Raw genomic sequence first — 16,013 nt, 5'->3', positions numbered from 1 at the left:
CATTGTGAAGTGGAGAGATAAAATCCGAAGGGAACTTTTTGATGTTGAAATTCCAGGGGGTTATGCTGATAAACTCCTACATAAAGATGATATACTTGACTGCTCTCTTGGGACAAATCCATTTGGGACTCCAGAAAGAGTAAAAAGAAAGCTAAAAACTATTGAGATAGACATTTCTAGATATCCTGATGTTAAGTATACTGAACTTAGAAATGCTCTATCTGAGTATTGGGGTATTGAAAAGGAAAGTATTTTCTTTGGATACGGTTCCATGGGATGTTTTGAAAAAGTAAACAAGTTTGTAATAAGAAATGGATCTAAAGTTCTTGGAGTTTCTCCTCAATATACTAGATATGTCAGCGATGTAGTTGCCATGGGAGGAGTTTATACTCCAGTTTTTTTGAAAAAGGAAAATAATTTTAGGATTGATTTAGATGACCTTATTCACTCAATAACTGAGGATCATGTTCTGCTTTATCTTGATAACCCACACAATCCCACTGGCCAAGTGTTAAAACTCAAAGAAGTGGAGGAGATCGTGGAGGAAGCTAGTCGAAAAGGGGTCTTGGTGTTGATAGATGAGGCCTATGGAGATTTTGTTGAAAAGAAAGAATCAGCCATAAACTTAAGCTCGGATAATCTAATTATCTTGCGTTCATTTTCCAAGGGCTTTGGCTTGGCTTCAATGAGAGTAGGATATGCAGTTATAAAGAACAAAGAGCTTGGGAAGCTCTATGAAAAGGTAGATCTTCCTTTTCCAATAAGTGCGATTGGTGAGGTATTAGCAGTCGAAGCACTTAAAGATCAAAATTTCTTGGAAAATAGCAGAAGGCAAATAGCAACTATAAAACAGAAAATAATCCACGCCCTCAAGAGGGTGTTTCAAATAGCTGAAACTCATCCACAAACTCCAATAATGCTTGTTAGTGGAGAAGGAGATATTTACCATTATTTTTTGGAAAGAGGGGTATTGACAGTACCAGGGTCAGCATTCAAACCTTTGAATAACTCATATGTTAGATTAAGGGTTCCAAAAAATGAGAAGGACCTTTTAAGCAGGCTCTTTTAATTCACTTTTTATTCTACTTACCATGAGAGTCCCTATAGTTATCAGAATGAAACCAATCATATGATAGCTTGTAAACTTCTCTCCTAGGAGTAGAGCTATCCCAATTGCCACGGCTGGGGCGGGAGTAATTATGGCGGTGGCTTTTGAGAGGTTTATACGTTTTATTGATAGATACCATATGACTTGGCCGATGGAAAGTATGATAGCTTCGGCTATTGCAAATTTTGAGAATTCAAGGCCTTGGGGAAGGGCGAGTATGAAAAGTAAAATTCCTCCAAAGGTGTTTCGAAAAGCTGCTATAAGAAATGGGTTGTAAGGAAGCTTCTTTGCTATTACATGTCCACTTTGCCAAAATAACGGGACTAACAGAAGAAGTAAATCTCCTTTTTTAGGAACAACAGGTTTACCTTGAGTTATCACTAAGATGAGTCCTAAAAGGATCAAAACAGACCAAAGGATCTGTTTTCTTGTTATTCTTTCTCGTAATAGGATATAAGCGAGCACAAAGGAAAAAAGGACTTCGGCTCTTGTTATTAGTGAGGCATTTATTGCAGTACTAAGCTGGGCTCCGTAGGAATATGCTATGTATGCTAGGGCAGTTCCAAATATTCCTACAAGGACGGCTTTGGGTATATATTGTGGATTTTCTTTAACATCTTTCCAGCTTGAGGTTGAAAAAACAATTGACCAAAGAATAAAAGAGGCAATAATGGCAGAAAACGCTGCAAAACTCATAGGATTTGCTGGATTTGCTTTTATAACTACAGGTTCTATTCCATATAGAAACATTCCTATAAAAGCTAAAAGAGTGCCTTCAATCTCTTTGTTCATCCCATCCACCCAAGAGAATAAGGTTTCTCTTGTACAATTCAAGGATGAACGTTACAAGGCGTTCATATAATGGTTCAGCTTCTTCTCCAAATTTTTCTTTGACTTTCTTTCCAATTTGTTCTATTGTTCTTGTTCCATCGCATAGTTCCCATATGAAAGCTCCCACTTCATCAAGTTCGAGTCGTCTATATTCCCCATGGAGCTTTCTTGCGAGAAAATCTAATCGAGAACTCATAGGGATTAAAAGGTAATATTTATTATCAATTTTTCTCAGCTCAATTTTATCTAGTCTCTTTGGAATAAGCTTGAGGTAGTCTTCCATGACACTTCACCAAGGTGGATGAGAAAAGAGGACTTATAAGAGTGTTGGCGCCGGGGCAGGGATTTGAACCCTGGCGGGCTTAACGCCCACGGACTCTCCAGGCCCGCGCCTTCCCAGGCTAGGCTACCCCGGCGCTAAAAATAATGAGAATCATGAGACGAGCTCAATCTCAATAGTAACATCCTCAGGAACGCGAATTCTCATAATTTGCCTCATAGCTCTCTCGTCAGCTTCAATGTCAATGAGTCTCTTGTGGACTCTAAGCTCAAACCTATCAAAAGTTGCACTTCCTTCGCCATCTGGGCTCTTTCTTGTGGTGATCCTTATTCTCTTTGTTGGCAATGGTATTGGCCCGCTCATTCTAACACCAGTTCTCTCTGCAATTTGCTTGATTTGATCTGTAACCTCATTAAGAGCACTTATGTTTGTGCTCGCCAGTTTAATTCTTGCCTTTTGCATTTTTGTCACCTCTATAAGCTCTAATGATAAAATTAATAATGTTAAAGGAAAAGGCTAGAGAAGGGCTTCACTCGCCCTTCTGGATGGATATAACCATACCAGCTGCAACTGTTTGACCCATATCTCTGATAGCGAATCTACCGAGTTGTGGTAACTCCTTAACTGGCTCAATGACCATTGGCTTGGTTGGTCTGAGGAGAACGATAGCTGAGTCACCGGTCTTGATGAATTGTGGGTTCTCTTCTACTATGTTACCTGTTCTTGGGTCGAGCTTAGCAAGGAGTTGCTCGAATCTAACTGCAACCTGTGTTGTGTGGGCGTGGAGAACTGGGGTGTAACCGATTGTAATTGCTGTTGGGTGGTTGAGAACGATAATCTGGGCCTTGAATGTGTCCTTTGGTCTGACAACTGTTGGTGGGTTGGTTGAGTGACCTGCTACGTCACCTCTCTTGATATCGTTCTTACCGACACCTCTGACGTTGAAACCAATGTTGTCACCTGGAAGGGCCTCGGGCATTGATTCGTGGTGCATCTCAATGCTCTTAACTTCACCTTGTATTGGCTTGTGGAATATTGTTGAGGCTGGCTCGAAGATAACAACGTCACCGACCTTAAGTTTTCCAGTCTCAACTCTACCAACTGGGACTGTACCGACACCCTTAATTGAGTAAACATCTTGGATTGGGATTCTGAGTGGTTTATCAATGGGCTTCTCTGGTTCTGGAACTTGGTCAAGAGCCTCTATGAGTGTGGGGCCGTTGTACCATGGCATGTTTTCGCTCTTCTTAACTACGTTGTCGCCTTCCCAAGCGCTGATTGGAATGATTGGGAAGTTCTTGTAACCGAGCATCATGAGGAGTTTCTTAACTTGCTCAGAAACCTCTTTGAACTTTTTCTCATCGTATTTGACCATGTCCATCTTGTTTATTGCAACGATGATGTTGCTTATACCAAGTGTTCTTGCAAGGAAAGCGTGCTCCTTGGTTTGTGGCATGACACCATCAGTAGCAGCAACAACAAGGATTGCGGTGTCAGCCTGGCTTGCACCAGTGATCATGTTCTTAACGAAGTCTCTGTGACCTGGAGCGTCGATAATGGTGATGTATCTATGTGGGGTCTCGAACTTGGTGTGAGCAACGTCTATTGTGATACCTCTTTCTCTCTCTTCTTTGAGTCTGTCCATTACCCAAGCGAACTTGAATGACTTACCTTTTTCACCCATCTCTTCGAACTTCTTGATGATGTTCTCTGGGATGTTAGCTGTGTCAAAGAGCAATCTTCCGATTGTTGTACTCTTTCCGTGGTCTACGTGTCCGATAAACACTACATTAACGTGTGGCTTCTCTTTTGCCATCTTAACACACCTCCAAAGTTATACCTAAGTCTATTCATTAGGGTGGGTTTTTAAAGGTTTCTCTAAACCTCAGCTCTCTCACGCGGGAAACCCGCATTCTTCGAGAGAGCCTCATGAGTTCATGTGGGAATAAAAGATAGGGTTTAAAAAATTAACTAATTGTATTTCTCAGTTAGAATTTCGTCTAATAACGTGGCAAGGCTATTGATTATTAATCTCAAACCAATCTTCATCTTTTAACACTCTCTCCTTCCAATATGGAAGAGTTCTCTTTGAGTATTCTATATTCGGAGTGTATACAACTACAACTTTATATCTACCCTCCCACGGAAAATACCAGTCTTTTACCTCTCCCTGCACGGGTTTTGTGTTCCATGAAAAATAGTAGTTATTAACGATTTCCTCTCCTGGGTGGAGAATCTTTAGATTTTCATCTGTTGGGGGTAGAAGTGAAGGTCTTGCCCCGGTATATTTGATCTGGGTTCCGTTTTCGAAGTAAATTTCAATGTGTAAACTTGTCCATCGCATGGGAGGAATTACCCTAACATCAGTGTTTCCAATGTTCCTCAACCTAATGGTTAGGTTGAAGCTCTCATTAGGAGTCAGGACCTTTGGGGAAATGGATAGGGATAGGGAGAGGTTTCCTTTAGAGGTGGGGTTGGCATATGAATCCAGTTCAGGCCCATTCACTGGTTTCATTGATATGAAAAATAACCCAAAGAATAGGATGAAGACAATAATGGGAAGGTTAAGGCTTGTTTTTTCATATTTGTTCACCTAGCCTAATTTGAAAATACGTTTTGAATATTCAAAAGCCTTGTGTACCGAAGAGTGGGCACTCAAAGCAAGGAGTATACTCTGTAAGCTCTAATCTTACCTGTGTAGAAATCTTTCACATATATTATGCCATTCATTATAACCACTTCTTTTGGAGTATAGTCAAGTCTTCTGCATGCAAGTTTTACTAAATTTTTAGTGTAAACGCATAGTCCTCTTTTTTCCTCTCCGGGGGGATTTACAAAGGAATAAACTATTGCAATATACTTCTCTCCAACTCCAATCTCAACAAGCATCCTTAGGTTTTCTCCTTTCCAAGGTTTAGCGACTCTAATGCCCTTTTCGAGTTTATGGTCTTTTAGTAGATAAACATATCCTTCAGTGGTTGCGACATAGCTTGAATCACTGCTTTCCTTAACATCTGTTATTAAACCGGTGTTTGGGCAAAAGTATTTGGACTTCCCATTCTTTTCTTCAATCCAGTATACACACCCATTTGTCAGTATTATCTTGGCATCTTGATAAGAATCAAACCACAACCCTCTCGCAAAATATTGCCACCACTTTTTATTGAGAGAGTTATCAAGAAAGAGTATTTCAGTACTAGGTGCATTGGGATCACCGGGATAGCCAGCTATCAGCAAAATCCCCTCGGAGAAACAGAAGTAGTCTCCGAAAAACCCTTTAAGGGCATAAGACTTGCCATTTATTGTAAAGTTAACGTAATTCTCAAGTACGTTTCTTACCTCTCTTACTTTAATTTGCACTGAACATTGTTTGAAGTTTTGTTCCATGAATATTGGAGAGTTTTCACTATTTGTTTCAAGGATAAGGGCCCTTGAGAAGAATATCCCATTAAAAATAAGAATGAGAATAATTCCAAGAAGGAGCTTTCGTATATTCACCTCACTCCCCCCACGCATGAAACTGACATTACCATATAGTTAATAACATCAAGAATCAAATATATTTTGGTGAGTAAAAATGGGAGTCTACATCTTTACTCCTGAAGACCTTTTAAGGTATGGAACAATAAGCAAGCATCAGCTTGAAATTATTAGGGAGTCGATTTCAAAAAGGGAGGATATTCTTGTTGTTGGAACAAGTAGATCTGGTAAAACAAAGCTCATCGAGGCAATGATACACCTTATCCCTGATGATTGGAAGATAGCTGTTATCACAGCCTATGGCGAATTTAAGCCCTTTAAAGAAAATATTCACGTAATTGACACAGAATTTAATGAAAAAAGCACCAAACAAAGAACCAAAGATGTAATCAAGAAAATTAAGGAGTTTAACCCTGATTATGTCATTATAGACACCCTTCACACGATAGATATTCCTTATCTTCTGGACAAGATTATTGATGATTATCCGTTCATAATTTCGTCCCTCGTTCTTTCTAGGGATCTTCTAGATGAAATAAAACACTGGCTTAGAATTGATGATAACACTCTTGCCAGGTTTGAGCTACTCATTGAACTTTATAGGGACATAAAAAGTGGTCTCAGAAGGGTGAACACAATCTACAGGATTGTCCAAAAAGAGGGAAGAATAGAATTGGAAAAGGCAGCCTAAATTTTTGCCTTTAATTCATCTATCACTTCTTTTAAGTTTTTGAGCATTTCTTGAATGTCTTCAAAGGTCATGTAACCCATGTTGCCGATTCTAAAGGTCTTCTCTTTGATTCCCTCGCCGTAACCTTTTGCTAACTCAAAGCCTCTCTCACGCATTGCGTTGTAAACTTGATCTCCTTTAATGCCCTCTGGCGTAAGTACAGCTGTTATTGTGGGACTTTCATATCCTGGTTCTGCAAGAATCTCTAGACCAATATCTTTTACTCCGTTCCTTATCATTTCGCTTCTCTTTTTGTACATATCAAGCCATTTTTCTTTTCCGCCCATTTTCTCGATTATTCTCAGGACAACATTGAGCCCAAACTCTTGAGGCATTGCTGGTGTTGATGGTGGTCCCTGTTTTTCGTTTTGGACTTTTATATATCTTGGAATATCAAAGTACCAACCCTTCTCCTCAGCTTTGTTCGCTATCTCTATGAAACGTTCACTGAATGCCCCGATTGCTAAACCTGGGGGGACTCCAAAAGCCTTTTGAGAGCTTCCAAAAACAACGTCTATTCCCCACTTAGTGAATTTAATGTCTGCACCACCCATGGCACTTACAGCATCGACAAAAACAAGCTTATCGTGCTCTTTGGCGACTTTAGCAAGTTCTGGTAATGGGTTGAGAACACCAGTAGATGTTTCGTTGTAAGTTATAGTGACAGCTTCAACATCTGGATTTTTCTTAAGGATTTCATCGAGGTCTTCAGGCTTAACGGCCTTTCCAGGTTCGTATTCTAAAGTTATGGCTGTTCTTCCATTACTCTCAACAACCTGTTTGTATCTTTTTCCAAAGGCACCTATGATTGTGACGAGAACTTTCCCCTTTTTACTAATACCGTTTCTTATGCTTGCTTCCATAACTCCAGTTCCGGAGCTTGGGAATAAGAGAACTTCACCTTTTTCAACTTCAAGGAATTTTTTAAGTCTTTCAACGGTATCTACGTGCATTTGCTTATATTCTTTGGCCCTGTGGCTGAACATTTGGACTTTCATTATTTCAAGAACTTCTGGAAAACATGCGACTGGACCAGCAGTAAAAAGCTTGTACTTTGGTTTTACTATTTCATATACTTCCTTATAAGCGTCCTCAAATTGCATAATACCACCCAATTGTATGATACTTCACGAATATAAAAACCTTTATATAACAAGCACCAAAAAGCTTTCAAGTCAAGAATCCAAAACTTTTATAAGTTGAGGAAAGTGCTTACCTTTAGATTACGCTCATTTGGGAGGTGAGATATATGGCTTTGAGACCAGCTAAGATTGACAGATACGTTGACAAACCTGCTTACACAAGAAGGGAGTACATTAGAGGTGCTCCTGGTCCGAGAATTACCATATTCGACATGGGAAATCCTGCTGGAGATTTTGAGTTTGAAGTTAGCCTTCATACAGCAGAACCAGTCCAGATTAGACAAAATGCCCTTGAAGCCGCAAGAACCCAACTTAATAGATTCCTTAGCAAAAACGTTGGTAGAAGCAACTTCCACTATAAGATTAGAGTTTACCCATTCCAAATACTCAGAGAGAACCCAATGGCAACTGGAAGAAAGGCCGACCGTTATGGAAATGGTATGAGAAGACCATTTGGAAAGCCAATTGGGCTTGCAGCAAGACTGAAAAAGGACCAAAAGATCCTTACAGTTAGAGTTAACAGACAACACCTCAAATTTGCCCTTGCTGCCATGAAAAGGGCAAGCATGAAATTCCCATGCAAGTGCTATTACAGAATCTATGATAAGGAAGGGAATGATGTTACAACCAAAGTACTTTCAACACTTTAGTTTGTTTTTCTTACATTATTTTTAGCTTAGATGTTTAATAGGTTTGTTTTGCGATGTTTCAGTGCTTAATCTCTGGGATTTTTTTAAATGAGAATGGTCTTACTGAGAAACTATTTGGATAAATTATCCAATAAATTTATATACTCTCTCTTTTTTATTGTAGATGGACAAAATATCCAAGGTGAGAAGTATGAAGAAAACCATGTTTATAGCACTGTTGCTTGTGTTCGGAGTGTTCATTGCTGGATGTGTGAATCAAGCTCCTAGTACGGGAACACAAACCACTCAGGAGCAAACCACTTCACAAGAAACTCAAACAACAACCACTCCCATTGAAAAGTACCCTCTAAAAGTTGTGGACTTTGCCAATAGAGAGGTGACAATAGAAAGCGAACCAGAGCGTATTGTGTCTCTTGCCCCAAGCATTACAGAGACTCTCTATTTTATTGGGGCGTTGGATAAAGTTATTGGAATCACAAAATGGGATAACTATCCAGAAAATGTTCAAGAAGGTCGAACAGTGGTTGGAGATATGGATCCTAACATTGAAGTGATTGCCTCTTTAAATCCAGACCTAATAATTGCCCTCTCCTATCACATCAGGTATTTAGATCAATTGGAGAAAATAGCGCCTGTCGTGATAGTAGAGCCCCAAAGTATAGAAGGGATCTATAAGGCCCTTGAACTTCTTGGAAATGTTACAAATAGGCCAGAACAAGCCCAAGAAGTGATTATTGACATGAAAAATAAAATAGAAGACATACAGAAAAAAGTAGAGGGTAAGAGAAAACCCAAAGTGTTTTACATTGTATGGGGAGACCCTCTGATGACAGCAGGCAATGGAACTTTCATTAATGAGTTATTAACTCTTGCAGGTGGGGATAATATCTTTGGCGACGTTCAGGGATGGGCTCAGGTAAGCATTGAGGAAGTCATTGCTAGAAATCCTGAGGTGATAATTCTTCCTCCAAGCGCTGGTATAACAGCAAATGAGTTATGCCAAGGAGCTCTTGCCAATACAGACGCGGTGAAAAATGGGAATGTTTATACTTTAAGTAATGACGACATAATCTCACGACAAAGCCCAAGGATTGTAGAGGGCTTAGAAGAGATCGCCATGTTTTTGTACCCAGAAGAGTTTAACTTGGAAGTTCAACCTTTAGTTTGTGAGTCTATCGCAGGTTAACCCTTTCTCAACCTTTTTCTTTATACAAAGAGTTTTAAAAGTAATTTGAAGAGTACTATCTTGGTGGGAAGATGGAGAGGAAAAGATTATACCGATTTTTGCTCCCTGTAGTGCTGTTTCTGGTTCTATTGTATACACTTGGCCTTGTGGGAGTGATCCCTTTCATGGTTAGCTACTACATCACGATTTTTCTGATATTCCTTTTCATTTTCCTTCGATGGGAGGCAAGAGTTAGATAACCTTTTTGAATTTTCTTCGCTTTTTCATACTTTTCTATTATTTTCTGAAGCCCACTCTCCTCTTTTATATGGAATTCTTCATTTCCATGGTACCATCAGAGTTATAAGTGTACTTAACGTTTTATTCCATATGTTGTTACGGTTTGACACTCTTAAGAAAGTGGGAGACGTTTACATAAATCCCAAAAATTTTAAGATAATGCCGCTTGTTTTGAGGAATTGGAGGGATTTCTTGTCATTAGATGAAAGGGTTTATGGAATTTACTCCAGGACTATATACAACCCCTCACAAAGATTCTTGGTTATAACCCCCGAGGATGAGAAAAAGGTTATTCGCCTTGTGGAGCTTTATAGCGAGTTTATAGAAAATCCTACAAACTTTTGTCATGAAGAGTACTACCAATACCAGGTTGAGGTGAAAAGGTTTGAGGGGTTACCATTTGCTAATGGATGGGTCGGTTCACGAATAGTTCTGGTTGGAGAAGCACCAGGAAGAAAAGGATGTGGTTTAACTGGGATATGTTTTTATAGGGATGTCTCGGGAATGCTTCTTCGAAAGGTGCTTTTTTCTCTTGGGGTGAATCCAGATTTTGTCTACATAACGAACATTGTGAAATGTAATCCTCCTGAAAATAAGTTTAAAGGTTTTAGTAAGAAAGAATTATCTCTCTTAGAGAAAGAACTTAAAATAGTACAACCAAAGGGGATTTTTGCTATTGGGCGGACCGCATATAAGGCTCTAAAAAAGCTGGGTGTTGAGTCCACGTATCTAAGGCATCCAGCGTGGTATGTGCGTAGAGGAATTAGGGATCCAAATGATCAGATGCTTGTGGAGTATGAAATTATCAGGAAATTTCTAGATAAGTCGGAGAATATGCCTCTGACACAATTCTTACCTGAAAGAACCGGTCTCCAGAAGAAAAATAGAATGGATAAAATGCAAAAGAAATAGTTTATATACTATGGGTTCTCAAACCTAAATGATTGATATAAAACAAGATTATCTTTCTCTACATCAACTAATACCTTTATAATTAGCTCATAAGTCGTGGAGGTGTTTACTAATGCTTACAGAACATGAAATTGAAAGACAGGATAGAGAGATTAAATTATTGGGGGTTGAGGCGCAGGAAAAACTCAAATCTGCAAAAGTGGCCATTGTAGGTCTTGGAGGATTAGGATGTCCTGTGGCTTATTATTTAGCAGCAGCTGGTGTAGGTACTCTTCTGCTCATTGATTGCGAGAGGCCGGAATTGAGCAATTTAGATCGGCAAATTCTCTATTGGGAAGAAGAGGTTGGAAAGGACTCCAAAGTTAATTTAGCTAAATGGAAACTTGAACATTTTAACTCTCATATAAAAGTGGAAATATCTGATGAAAAATTGTCAGAAGAGAATGTGACTGAAGTGTTAAAAGAAGTTGACGTAGTGGTCGACTGTGTTGATAACTTTGAGACTCGGTATATCATAGATAGATACTGTCAAAAAGCAAAAGTCCCGTTAGTGCATGGGGGAGTTAACGGACTTTATGGTGAAGTTACCACAATTGTTCCTGAGGAAACTCAGAGTTTAGAAGATATTTTTTTGGGTATTAAGGATACGGATAATGAAAAAATGCCTATTTTTGGATCACTTGCAGGAATCGTGGGTACTATAGAGGCTGCTGAAGTTGTGAAGATCATAACTCATTGTGGAAATCTTTTAACAAATAAACTGCTTATCGTTGATCTGGCAAGAGATTCGTTTGAAACAATAGAACTCAGTGAACCTTTACATAAGAAATGAAAAAAGAATTAAGCACCAAACTTTTCAGTTCTTCCCATTAAATCCATCATCATTGATACTATGTATTTTCCTCTGATTCTCCCTATTCCTCCATGCATGCATTCCCGTTCTCCAAAGCTCTCTGTGTAATCAGTTCTAACACCACCACCTGCTATTAAAAGAGGTACTGGATCAGCACTGTGGTTTTTGACTTCACATGGGGTTGAATGATCCCCCGTAATAGCTATTATAGTCTCTTCTAAGTTGATATTTTCAATAATATATCCTATCATTTTATCGGCCATCTCTATCATTTCTATTTTTCTCTTTGGATTGTTGTCGTGGCCCGCAGCATCTGTTGGCTTGAAGTGAAGGAATACAAAGTCATAATCGTTGAGAAGCTCCACTACCTTTTTGGCTTTGGCGATTGCATTAGTATTATATTCACCAGTTGCACCGTCGGGAGTATAAACATCAAATCCTATGGCTCTTGCAACACCCTTAACTAACGCTGTGGCAACTACAGCAGCTGCTTTAACTTTCCATTGCTTTGTAAATTTCATTGGTATATTTGGATAAGTTCCTGCTCCCCTTATTAGGAGGTAATTAGCAACGGGTTTGCCTTCTTCTTTTCTTTTCTTGTTTATTGGGTGTTCTTCGAGAACTCTGTGAGCTTTCTCTACAAATTCTTCTAAGATTTTAGCAACTTTCTTACTCTCCTCGTCTTCATACTCAAACTTATGGGGGGGTTTTCCTTCTACGTGGGGGTCGTTTTCTCCCACTTTGTAACCTTTAGCCATACCTTTAAGCACGAGAACAGCCCTGTGGCCAGTTGCACCGACAAATATAAAATCTACGCTGATTTTTACGTTTTCTTGGATGGCCCTTGCTAGTTCATGAGCTTCTTCAGTGCTAATTCTTCCGGCTCTTCTATCTATTATTGTTCCGTTTTCAATTGTTGCAAAGTTGACTCTAAATGCTAGATCATCTTCATTCAGGTTTAGACCTACCCCTAAGGCCTCAAAAAACCCTCTGCCCCTGTATGTTTGATAAGGGTCATAACCAAATATTGCAAGATGTGCAGTGTCACTCCCAGCGGGTTGCCCAGGAGCTATTGGGTCTTGTTGACCAAGGATTCCAATTTTTGCAAGTTTGTCCATATTTGGAGTCTTTGCGTACTCAAGGGGAGTCTTTCCCTCGAGTTCTCTTACTGGTCTATCTCCAAGGCCGTCGAGAATGATAAGAATTCCCTTTCTTTTCATCTTCTATCACCTACAGTGAATATCTGAAATGAAATAAAAAGTTTATGAGAAACCTTTTTAATCCTCAAGCTTTTCCCCAATTGAGGTGAGGACATGAAACTCCTATGGGCACCATGGCGCATTGAATACATAAGATCCCCTAAACACAATGGCTGTATATTTTGTGATTTCCCAAAGGAAAACAAAGATGAAGAGAGATTGATTCTTTACAAGGGGAAGAATGCATTCATAATTATGAACAATTATCCATACAACCCAGGTCATGTCATGATAGCTCCCTATAGACATGTTGGAAAGTGGGAAGATCTTACCGATGAGGAACTTTTAGAAATTATGAAACTATCCCAGCTTATAATAAAGGCATTGAAAAAAGCCATGAATCCTGATGGTTTTAATATGGGAGTGAATCTTGGGAGAGTTGCTGGGGCCGGAATTGATGATCATGTTCACCTTCATGTTGTCCCAAGATGGAATGGGGACACAAATTTCATGCCGGTATTAACCAACACAAAAGTTATTCCAGAGTCACTTGAGGAGGCGTATAAAGAGCTTAAAAAAGCAATAGATGAGATTTTAGCGAGTGAATGATGTTGTACAAACCTTTTCTCTAAATATTTTTAAATAGTAAAAAATTTAAAGATAGGGATAGGATCATTCTTCCCCTATAACGGCTCCCTTGGGAATGGCACCGCCTTTTCCTTCGAGTTCTTCTTCTACCACATACAATGGTACTTTTCCATGAGGAATGCCGACTTTCTTGCCATACCATTCACTTAGGAGATAGTGGAGTCCTATTAGCAGAGGTATTGCAATAGCCAGTAATAGCCAGCCGTTTGTTAGTCCTATGGCAAACAATAGTAGCATCAAGGCTCCAACAACTGCTGCAGTAAGTGAGTATGGAATTTGCGTGCTGACGTGATCAATATGATCACAGCCGGAGAACATTGAGCTCATGATTGTGGTATCACTTATTGGTGAGCAGTGGTCTCCAAAGACACCACCAGCAAAAACTGATGCTATGCTTGCGTAAACTACAGGGCCAAAGCTCCCACTTAGCTGATAAGCTAGAGGTACCGCTATTGGCATCATTATAGCGAAGGTTCCCCATGAGGTTCCGGTGGTAAATGAGATGAAGGCTGCGACAATGAAAATTACCAATGGGACTAATCCGGGTGAGAGAATATTTGAGGCTACTCTTACAACATAATCTGCAGTTCCTACGGCATCACTTGCACTTTTAATACTCCAGGCGAGGATGAGGATCATCATGGCAAAGTGCATCTGTTTCATACCCGCAACTACAGTTTCTTCAACTTCTTTGAGGTCCATGATTTTCATTCCAATAACAAGGGCCATTGCGACAACAACCATTGCAAATGAACCCCATACAAGGGCCCAAGTTGAGTCCGCATTTGAAAGAACAGCTTGGAAGCCCCCTTCAGCATAAGCCGCACTTCCTCCGCCAGTGACCCATAATCCAAGGAATGTCATTGTCACTAATGCTAGCACGGGGAGTATGAATACCCACACATTCTCTTTGCCTTCTATAGGCATTCCAACATCAACTTCAGTGGTCATCATAGGTTGAGCCCCATCTCTGATTACCTTCCCTTCCCTTCTTGCTCTGTATTCAGCTTTAAGCATGGGGCCATAATGTCTATGAGTAATCGCTACGAGATAAACTAGGATTATTGCTAATATTGGGTAGAATCTATAAGGCCAGCTTGCAAACCATGCTGAATAGGCACTTATGCTTTCTCCTACACTTGCTATTGCATCTTTCAAGAGTCCAAGTTCATATCCTATCCAAGTTGAAACAACGGCTAAAACTGCTACAGGGGCAGCTGTGGAATCGTCAGCATAAGCCAAAAACTCTCTTGATACTCTCGCTCTATCTGTTATTGGCCTCATTGTGTTACCAACTATAATGGTGTTTGTATAATCATCGAAGAAAATCACGGTTCCAAAGATTGCTGCCATTAAAGAAGCGGCTTTACTACTTTTAACCTTCTTTGTTACGGCCTTTGCAATAGCATTCATTCCACCTGCTTTATAAATTAAAGCTACACCTGCACCAATCAATGCGTCGAAAAGCAATATCCTTGTGTTCCAGAGATCAGTAACCAGTTGGCCGTTTTCTTCCCATGCTGAGGCTATATTAAAAACAATCCATTTAAGTGTTTGAGTTGTTGCTTCTATTGGGTCTCCCCCTGCGACTAAGAGTCCACCAACCCATACTCCGAAGAATAATGCAAATAGTACTCTTTTTGTCAATATTGCTAGACCTATGGCCACCAATGGTGGCAAAAGAGATAGTATCCCATAATCTGCCATATTCTAAACCTCCCTTATTGTACTAAGTGGGGGATGTATCAAGAAAATTTCACTAAAGTTACATATAAAAGTCTTTTTAGAGCTTTTTTGGCTATTTGTGGCGATAAAAATGCTTTACAGTTGAGAAGAGGCCAATAAAGGTTTTAATAGGGCATTAATGCAATTCTAAGAGGGTTGTTATACAAATATTTTTTCTTATTTTAAGGACCACTTTTAAAAATTTTATGAAATAAGATTCATACTTCCATTAACTTTTTCCACTTATCTTTTGTCATTTTTAAGCATCCAGGTGGCATGAGCTCTTTCTCTGGACAGTATCCTAGTGCTATACACCGAGGCCCTAGTTTAGCCCATTCTATTATGGGCCTTAGTTCCTTTATTTTGGCGATTTCCTCCAGCATCTTCCATGCGATGTGGTTAATTTCCCATTGTGCTCTTGCACACGCTCTAAATCCAAGAAAGTGCTTGAGCTCTCTCAGGTTCATTGTTACAACTATTTTGGTTCTCACGGCCTGTGGTAGAATGAAGCGTGCATCTTCTTGGTGTATACCTTTGGCATAGCTCTCTTCGTAGAGCTTAATAGTTTCTTCCATAAGTTTTTTCCACTTCTCATAGAGTTCTGGATCTTTCTTCACACTCTCCGGAATCACAAAGGTTTCTTCGACATCTTCAGGGTTTATTTTGATGTAGCGCATTGATTGCTGTGTGTAGCTTGCTAATCTATGGCGAACAAGTTGATGACTACAAGTTCTAGAACATCCTTCAATAGCGAAGGTAAAGGTGGCGTGTTCTAGGATGCTTTCATGTCCATAAGAGAGAACCCTTGGCAAATGCTTTTCTACATCATCTTTTGTTATCCTTTCGAATGCTTCGCTTTCCCACTTGTCCCAATAGCTTATCAAAGCTGCCCAAGTTATGGTTTCTAGGGGCCTTGGGGTGTAATTTATGAGCTTGACTTTTATGTCCTTCATTATCTCCACCGAGAATAAAAGGAGTGCTTTCCTTATT

General features: G+C 39.6%; 18 protein-coding genes and 1 tRNA gene. 8 read left to right on the top strand and 11 right to left on the bottom strand.

Annotation, left to right across the window (positions count from 1 at the left end):
• The first annotated feature begins 4 nt into the window (after window positions 1–4).
• A complete protein-coding gene (locus EP1X_RS08810; RefSeq protein WP_055283702.1) occupies window positions 5–1,069 on the top strand; it encodes a histidinol-phosphate transaminase in 1,065 nt (354 codons plus the stop codon).
• Here the strand turns inward: EP1X_RS08810 and EP1X_RS08805 are convergent.
• The 7 genes from EP1X_RS08805 to EP1X_RS10185 all read right to left on the bottom strand — a co-directional run bounded on the left by EP1X_RS08805 (window position 1,052) and on the right by EP1X_RS10185 (window position 5,717).
• Window positions 1,052–1,900 (bottom strand): DMT family transporter, encoded by an 849-nt coding sequence (locus EP1X_RS08805; protein WP_055283700.1) that lies wholly within the window; start codon window positions 1,898–1,900, stop codon window positions 1,052–1,054. The two genes, EP1X_RS08810 and EP1X_RS08805, sit on opposite strands and share 18 nt — an antisense overlap.
• A complete protein-coding gene (locus EP1X_RS08800; RefSeq protein ID WP_055283699.1) occupies window positions 1,884–2,222 on the bottom strand; it encodes a PqqD family protein in 339 nt (112 codons plus the stop codon). The genes EP1X_RS08805 and EP1X_RS08800 overlap by 17 nt, the downstream gene beginning before the upstream one ends.
• A 45-nt stretch (window positions 2,223–2,267) precedes the next feature.
• Window positions 2,268–2,355 (bottom strand) — tRNA-Ser (locus EP1X_RS08795).
• 17 nt (window positions 2,356–2,372) lie between these two features.
• Window positions 2,373–2,681: a 30S ribosomal protein S10 gene (gene rpsJ, locus EP1X_RS08790; RefSeq protein WP_055283697.1), complete on the bottom strand. Its 309-nt coding sequence runs from the start codon at window positions 2,679–2,681 to the stop codon at window positions 2,373–2,375.
• A gap of 67 nt (window positions 2,682–2,748) precedes the next feature.
• Entirely contained in the window at window positions 2,749–4,035 is a 1,287-nt protein-coding gene (gene tuf, locus EP1X_RS08785; protein ID WP_055283695.1) for a translation elongation factor EF-1 subunit alpha, read from the bottom strand.
• Between the two features lie 201 nt (window positions 4,036–4,236).
• On the bottom strand, window positions 4,237–4,812 hold the full coding sequence (locus EP1X_RS10085) for a hypothetical protein (protein WP_156300731.1): 576 nt from the start codon (window positions 4,810–4,812) through the stop codon (window positions 4,237–4,239).
• Between the two features lie 62 nt (window positions 4,813–4,874).
• Window positions 4,875–5,717: a hypothetical protein gene (locus tag EP1X_RS10185; RefSeq protein WP_055283690.1), complete on the bottom strand. Its 843-nt coding sequence runs from the start codon at window positions 5,715–5,717 to the stop codon at window positions 4,875–4,877.
• Between the two features lie 79 nt (window positions 5,718–5,796).
• Here EP1X_RS10185 and EP1X_RS08765 point away from each other — a divergent pair, with 79 nt between their 5' ends.
• The gene (locus tag EP1X_RS08765) at window positions 5,797–6,390 is read left to right on the top strand and encodes an ATP-binding protein (RefSeq protein ID WP_055283688.1); all 594 of its coding nucleotides are present in this window, start codon (window positions 5,797–5,799) and stop codon (window positions 6,388–6,390) included.
• Here the strand turns inward: EP1X_RS08765 and EP1X_RS08760 are convergent.
• The gene (locus EP1X_RS08760) at window positions 6,387–7,532 is read right to left on the bottom strand and encodes an alanine--glyoxylate aminotransferase family protein (RefSeq protein ID WP_055283686.1); all 1,146 of its coding nucleotides are present in this window, start codon (window positions 7,530–7,532) and stop codon (window positions 6,387–6,389) included. The two genes, EP1X_RS08765 and EP1X_RS08760, sit on opposite strands and share 4 nt — an antisense overlap.
• 146 nt (window positions 7,533–7,678) lie before the next feature.
• On the opposite strand from EP1X_RS08760, the gene EP1X_RS08755 reads away from it, so the two are divergent.
• From EP1X_RS08755 to EP1X_RS08740, 5 genes are all read left to right on the top strand, one after another.
• A complete protein-coding gene (locus EP1X_RS08755) occupies window positions 7,679–8,221 on the top strand; it encodes a 50S ribosomal protein L16 (protein ID WP_055283684.1) in 543 nt (180 codons plus the stop codon).
• Window positions 8,222–8,411: 190 nt separating this feature from the next.
• Window positions 8,412–9,407: an ABC transporter substrate-binding protein gene (locus EP1X_RS08750; protein WP_055283682.1), complete on the top strand. Its 996-nt coding sequence runs from the start codon at window positions 8,412–8,414 to the stop codon at window positions 9,405–9,407.
• A 71-nt stretch (window positions 9,408–9,478) separates the two neighbouring features.
• Entirely contained in the window at window positions 9,479–9,646 is a 168-nt protein-coding gene (locus EP1X_RS10160) for a hypothetical protein (RefSeq protein WP_172672619.1), read from the top strand.
• A 130-nt stretch (window positions 9,647–9,776) separates the two neighbouring features.
• Window positions 9,777–10,598: a uracil-DNA glycosylase family protein gene (locus EP1X_RS08745; RefSeq protein WP_055283680.1), complete on the top strand. Its 822-nt coding sequence runs from the start codon at window positions 9,777–9,779 to the stop codon at window positions 10,596–10,598.
• 112 nt (window positions 10,599–10,710) lie between these two features.
• Window positions 10,711–11,430, top strand: a complete 720-nt coding sequence (locus tag EP1X_RS08740) for a ThiF family adenylyltransferase (RefSeq protein WP_055283679.1) — start codon at window positions 10,711–10,713, stop codon at window positions 11,428–11,430.
• Window positions 11,431–11,438: 8 nt separating this feature from the next.
• Here EP1X_RS08740 and EP1X_RS08735 read toward each other — a convergent pair whose 3' ends face one another.
• Complete coding sequence (locus tag EP1X_RS08735) at window positions 11,439–12,671, bottom strand: 2,3-bisphosphoglycerate-independent phosphoglycerate mutase (RefSeq protein ID WP_055283677.1); 1,233 nt, start codon at window positions 12,669–12,671, stop codon at window positions 11,439–11,441.
• A gap of 93 nt (window positions 12,672–12,764) precedes the next feature.
• Here EP1X_RS08735 and EP1X_RS08730 point away from each other — a divergent pair, with 93 nt between their 5' ends.
• Window positions 12,765–13,259, top strand: coding sequence for an HIT domain-containing protein (locus EP1X_RS08730; RefSeq protein WP_055283675.1), 495 nt, complete (start codon window positions 12,765–12,767; stop codon window positions 13,257–13,259).
• A 63-nt stretch (window positions 13,260–13,322) separates the two neighbouring features.
• Here the strand turns inward: EP1X_RS08730 and EP1X_RS08725 are convergent, their stop codons facing one another.
• Together EP1X_RS08725 and thyX are read right to left on the bottom strand one after the other, a co-directional pair.
• Entirely contained in the window at window positions 13,323–15,005 is a 1,683-nt protein-coding gene (locus EP1X_RS08725) for a Na+/H+ antiporter NhaC family protein (RefSeq protein ID WP_055283673.1), read from the bottom strand.
• A gap of 236 nt (window positions 15,006–15,241) precedes the next feature.
• The gene (gene thyX / locus EP1X_RS08720; protein ID WP_055283671.1) at window positions 15,242–15,976 is read right to left on the bottom strand and encodes an FAD-dependent thymidylate synthase; all 735 of its coding nucleotides are present in this window, start codon (window positions 15,974–15,976) and stop codon (window positions 15,242–15,244) included.
• Between the last annotated feature and the right edge of the window lie 37 nt (window positions 15,977–16,013).

Source organism: Thermococcus sp. EP1 (genome assembly GCF_001317345.1).
Lineage (GTDB): Archaea > Methanobacteriota_B > Thermococci > Thermococcales > Thermococcaceae > Thermococcus_A.
Note: the sequence above shows the minus strand (reverse complement) of the source record. Positions and strands in the feature narration are given on the sequence as shown.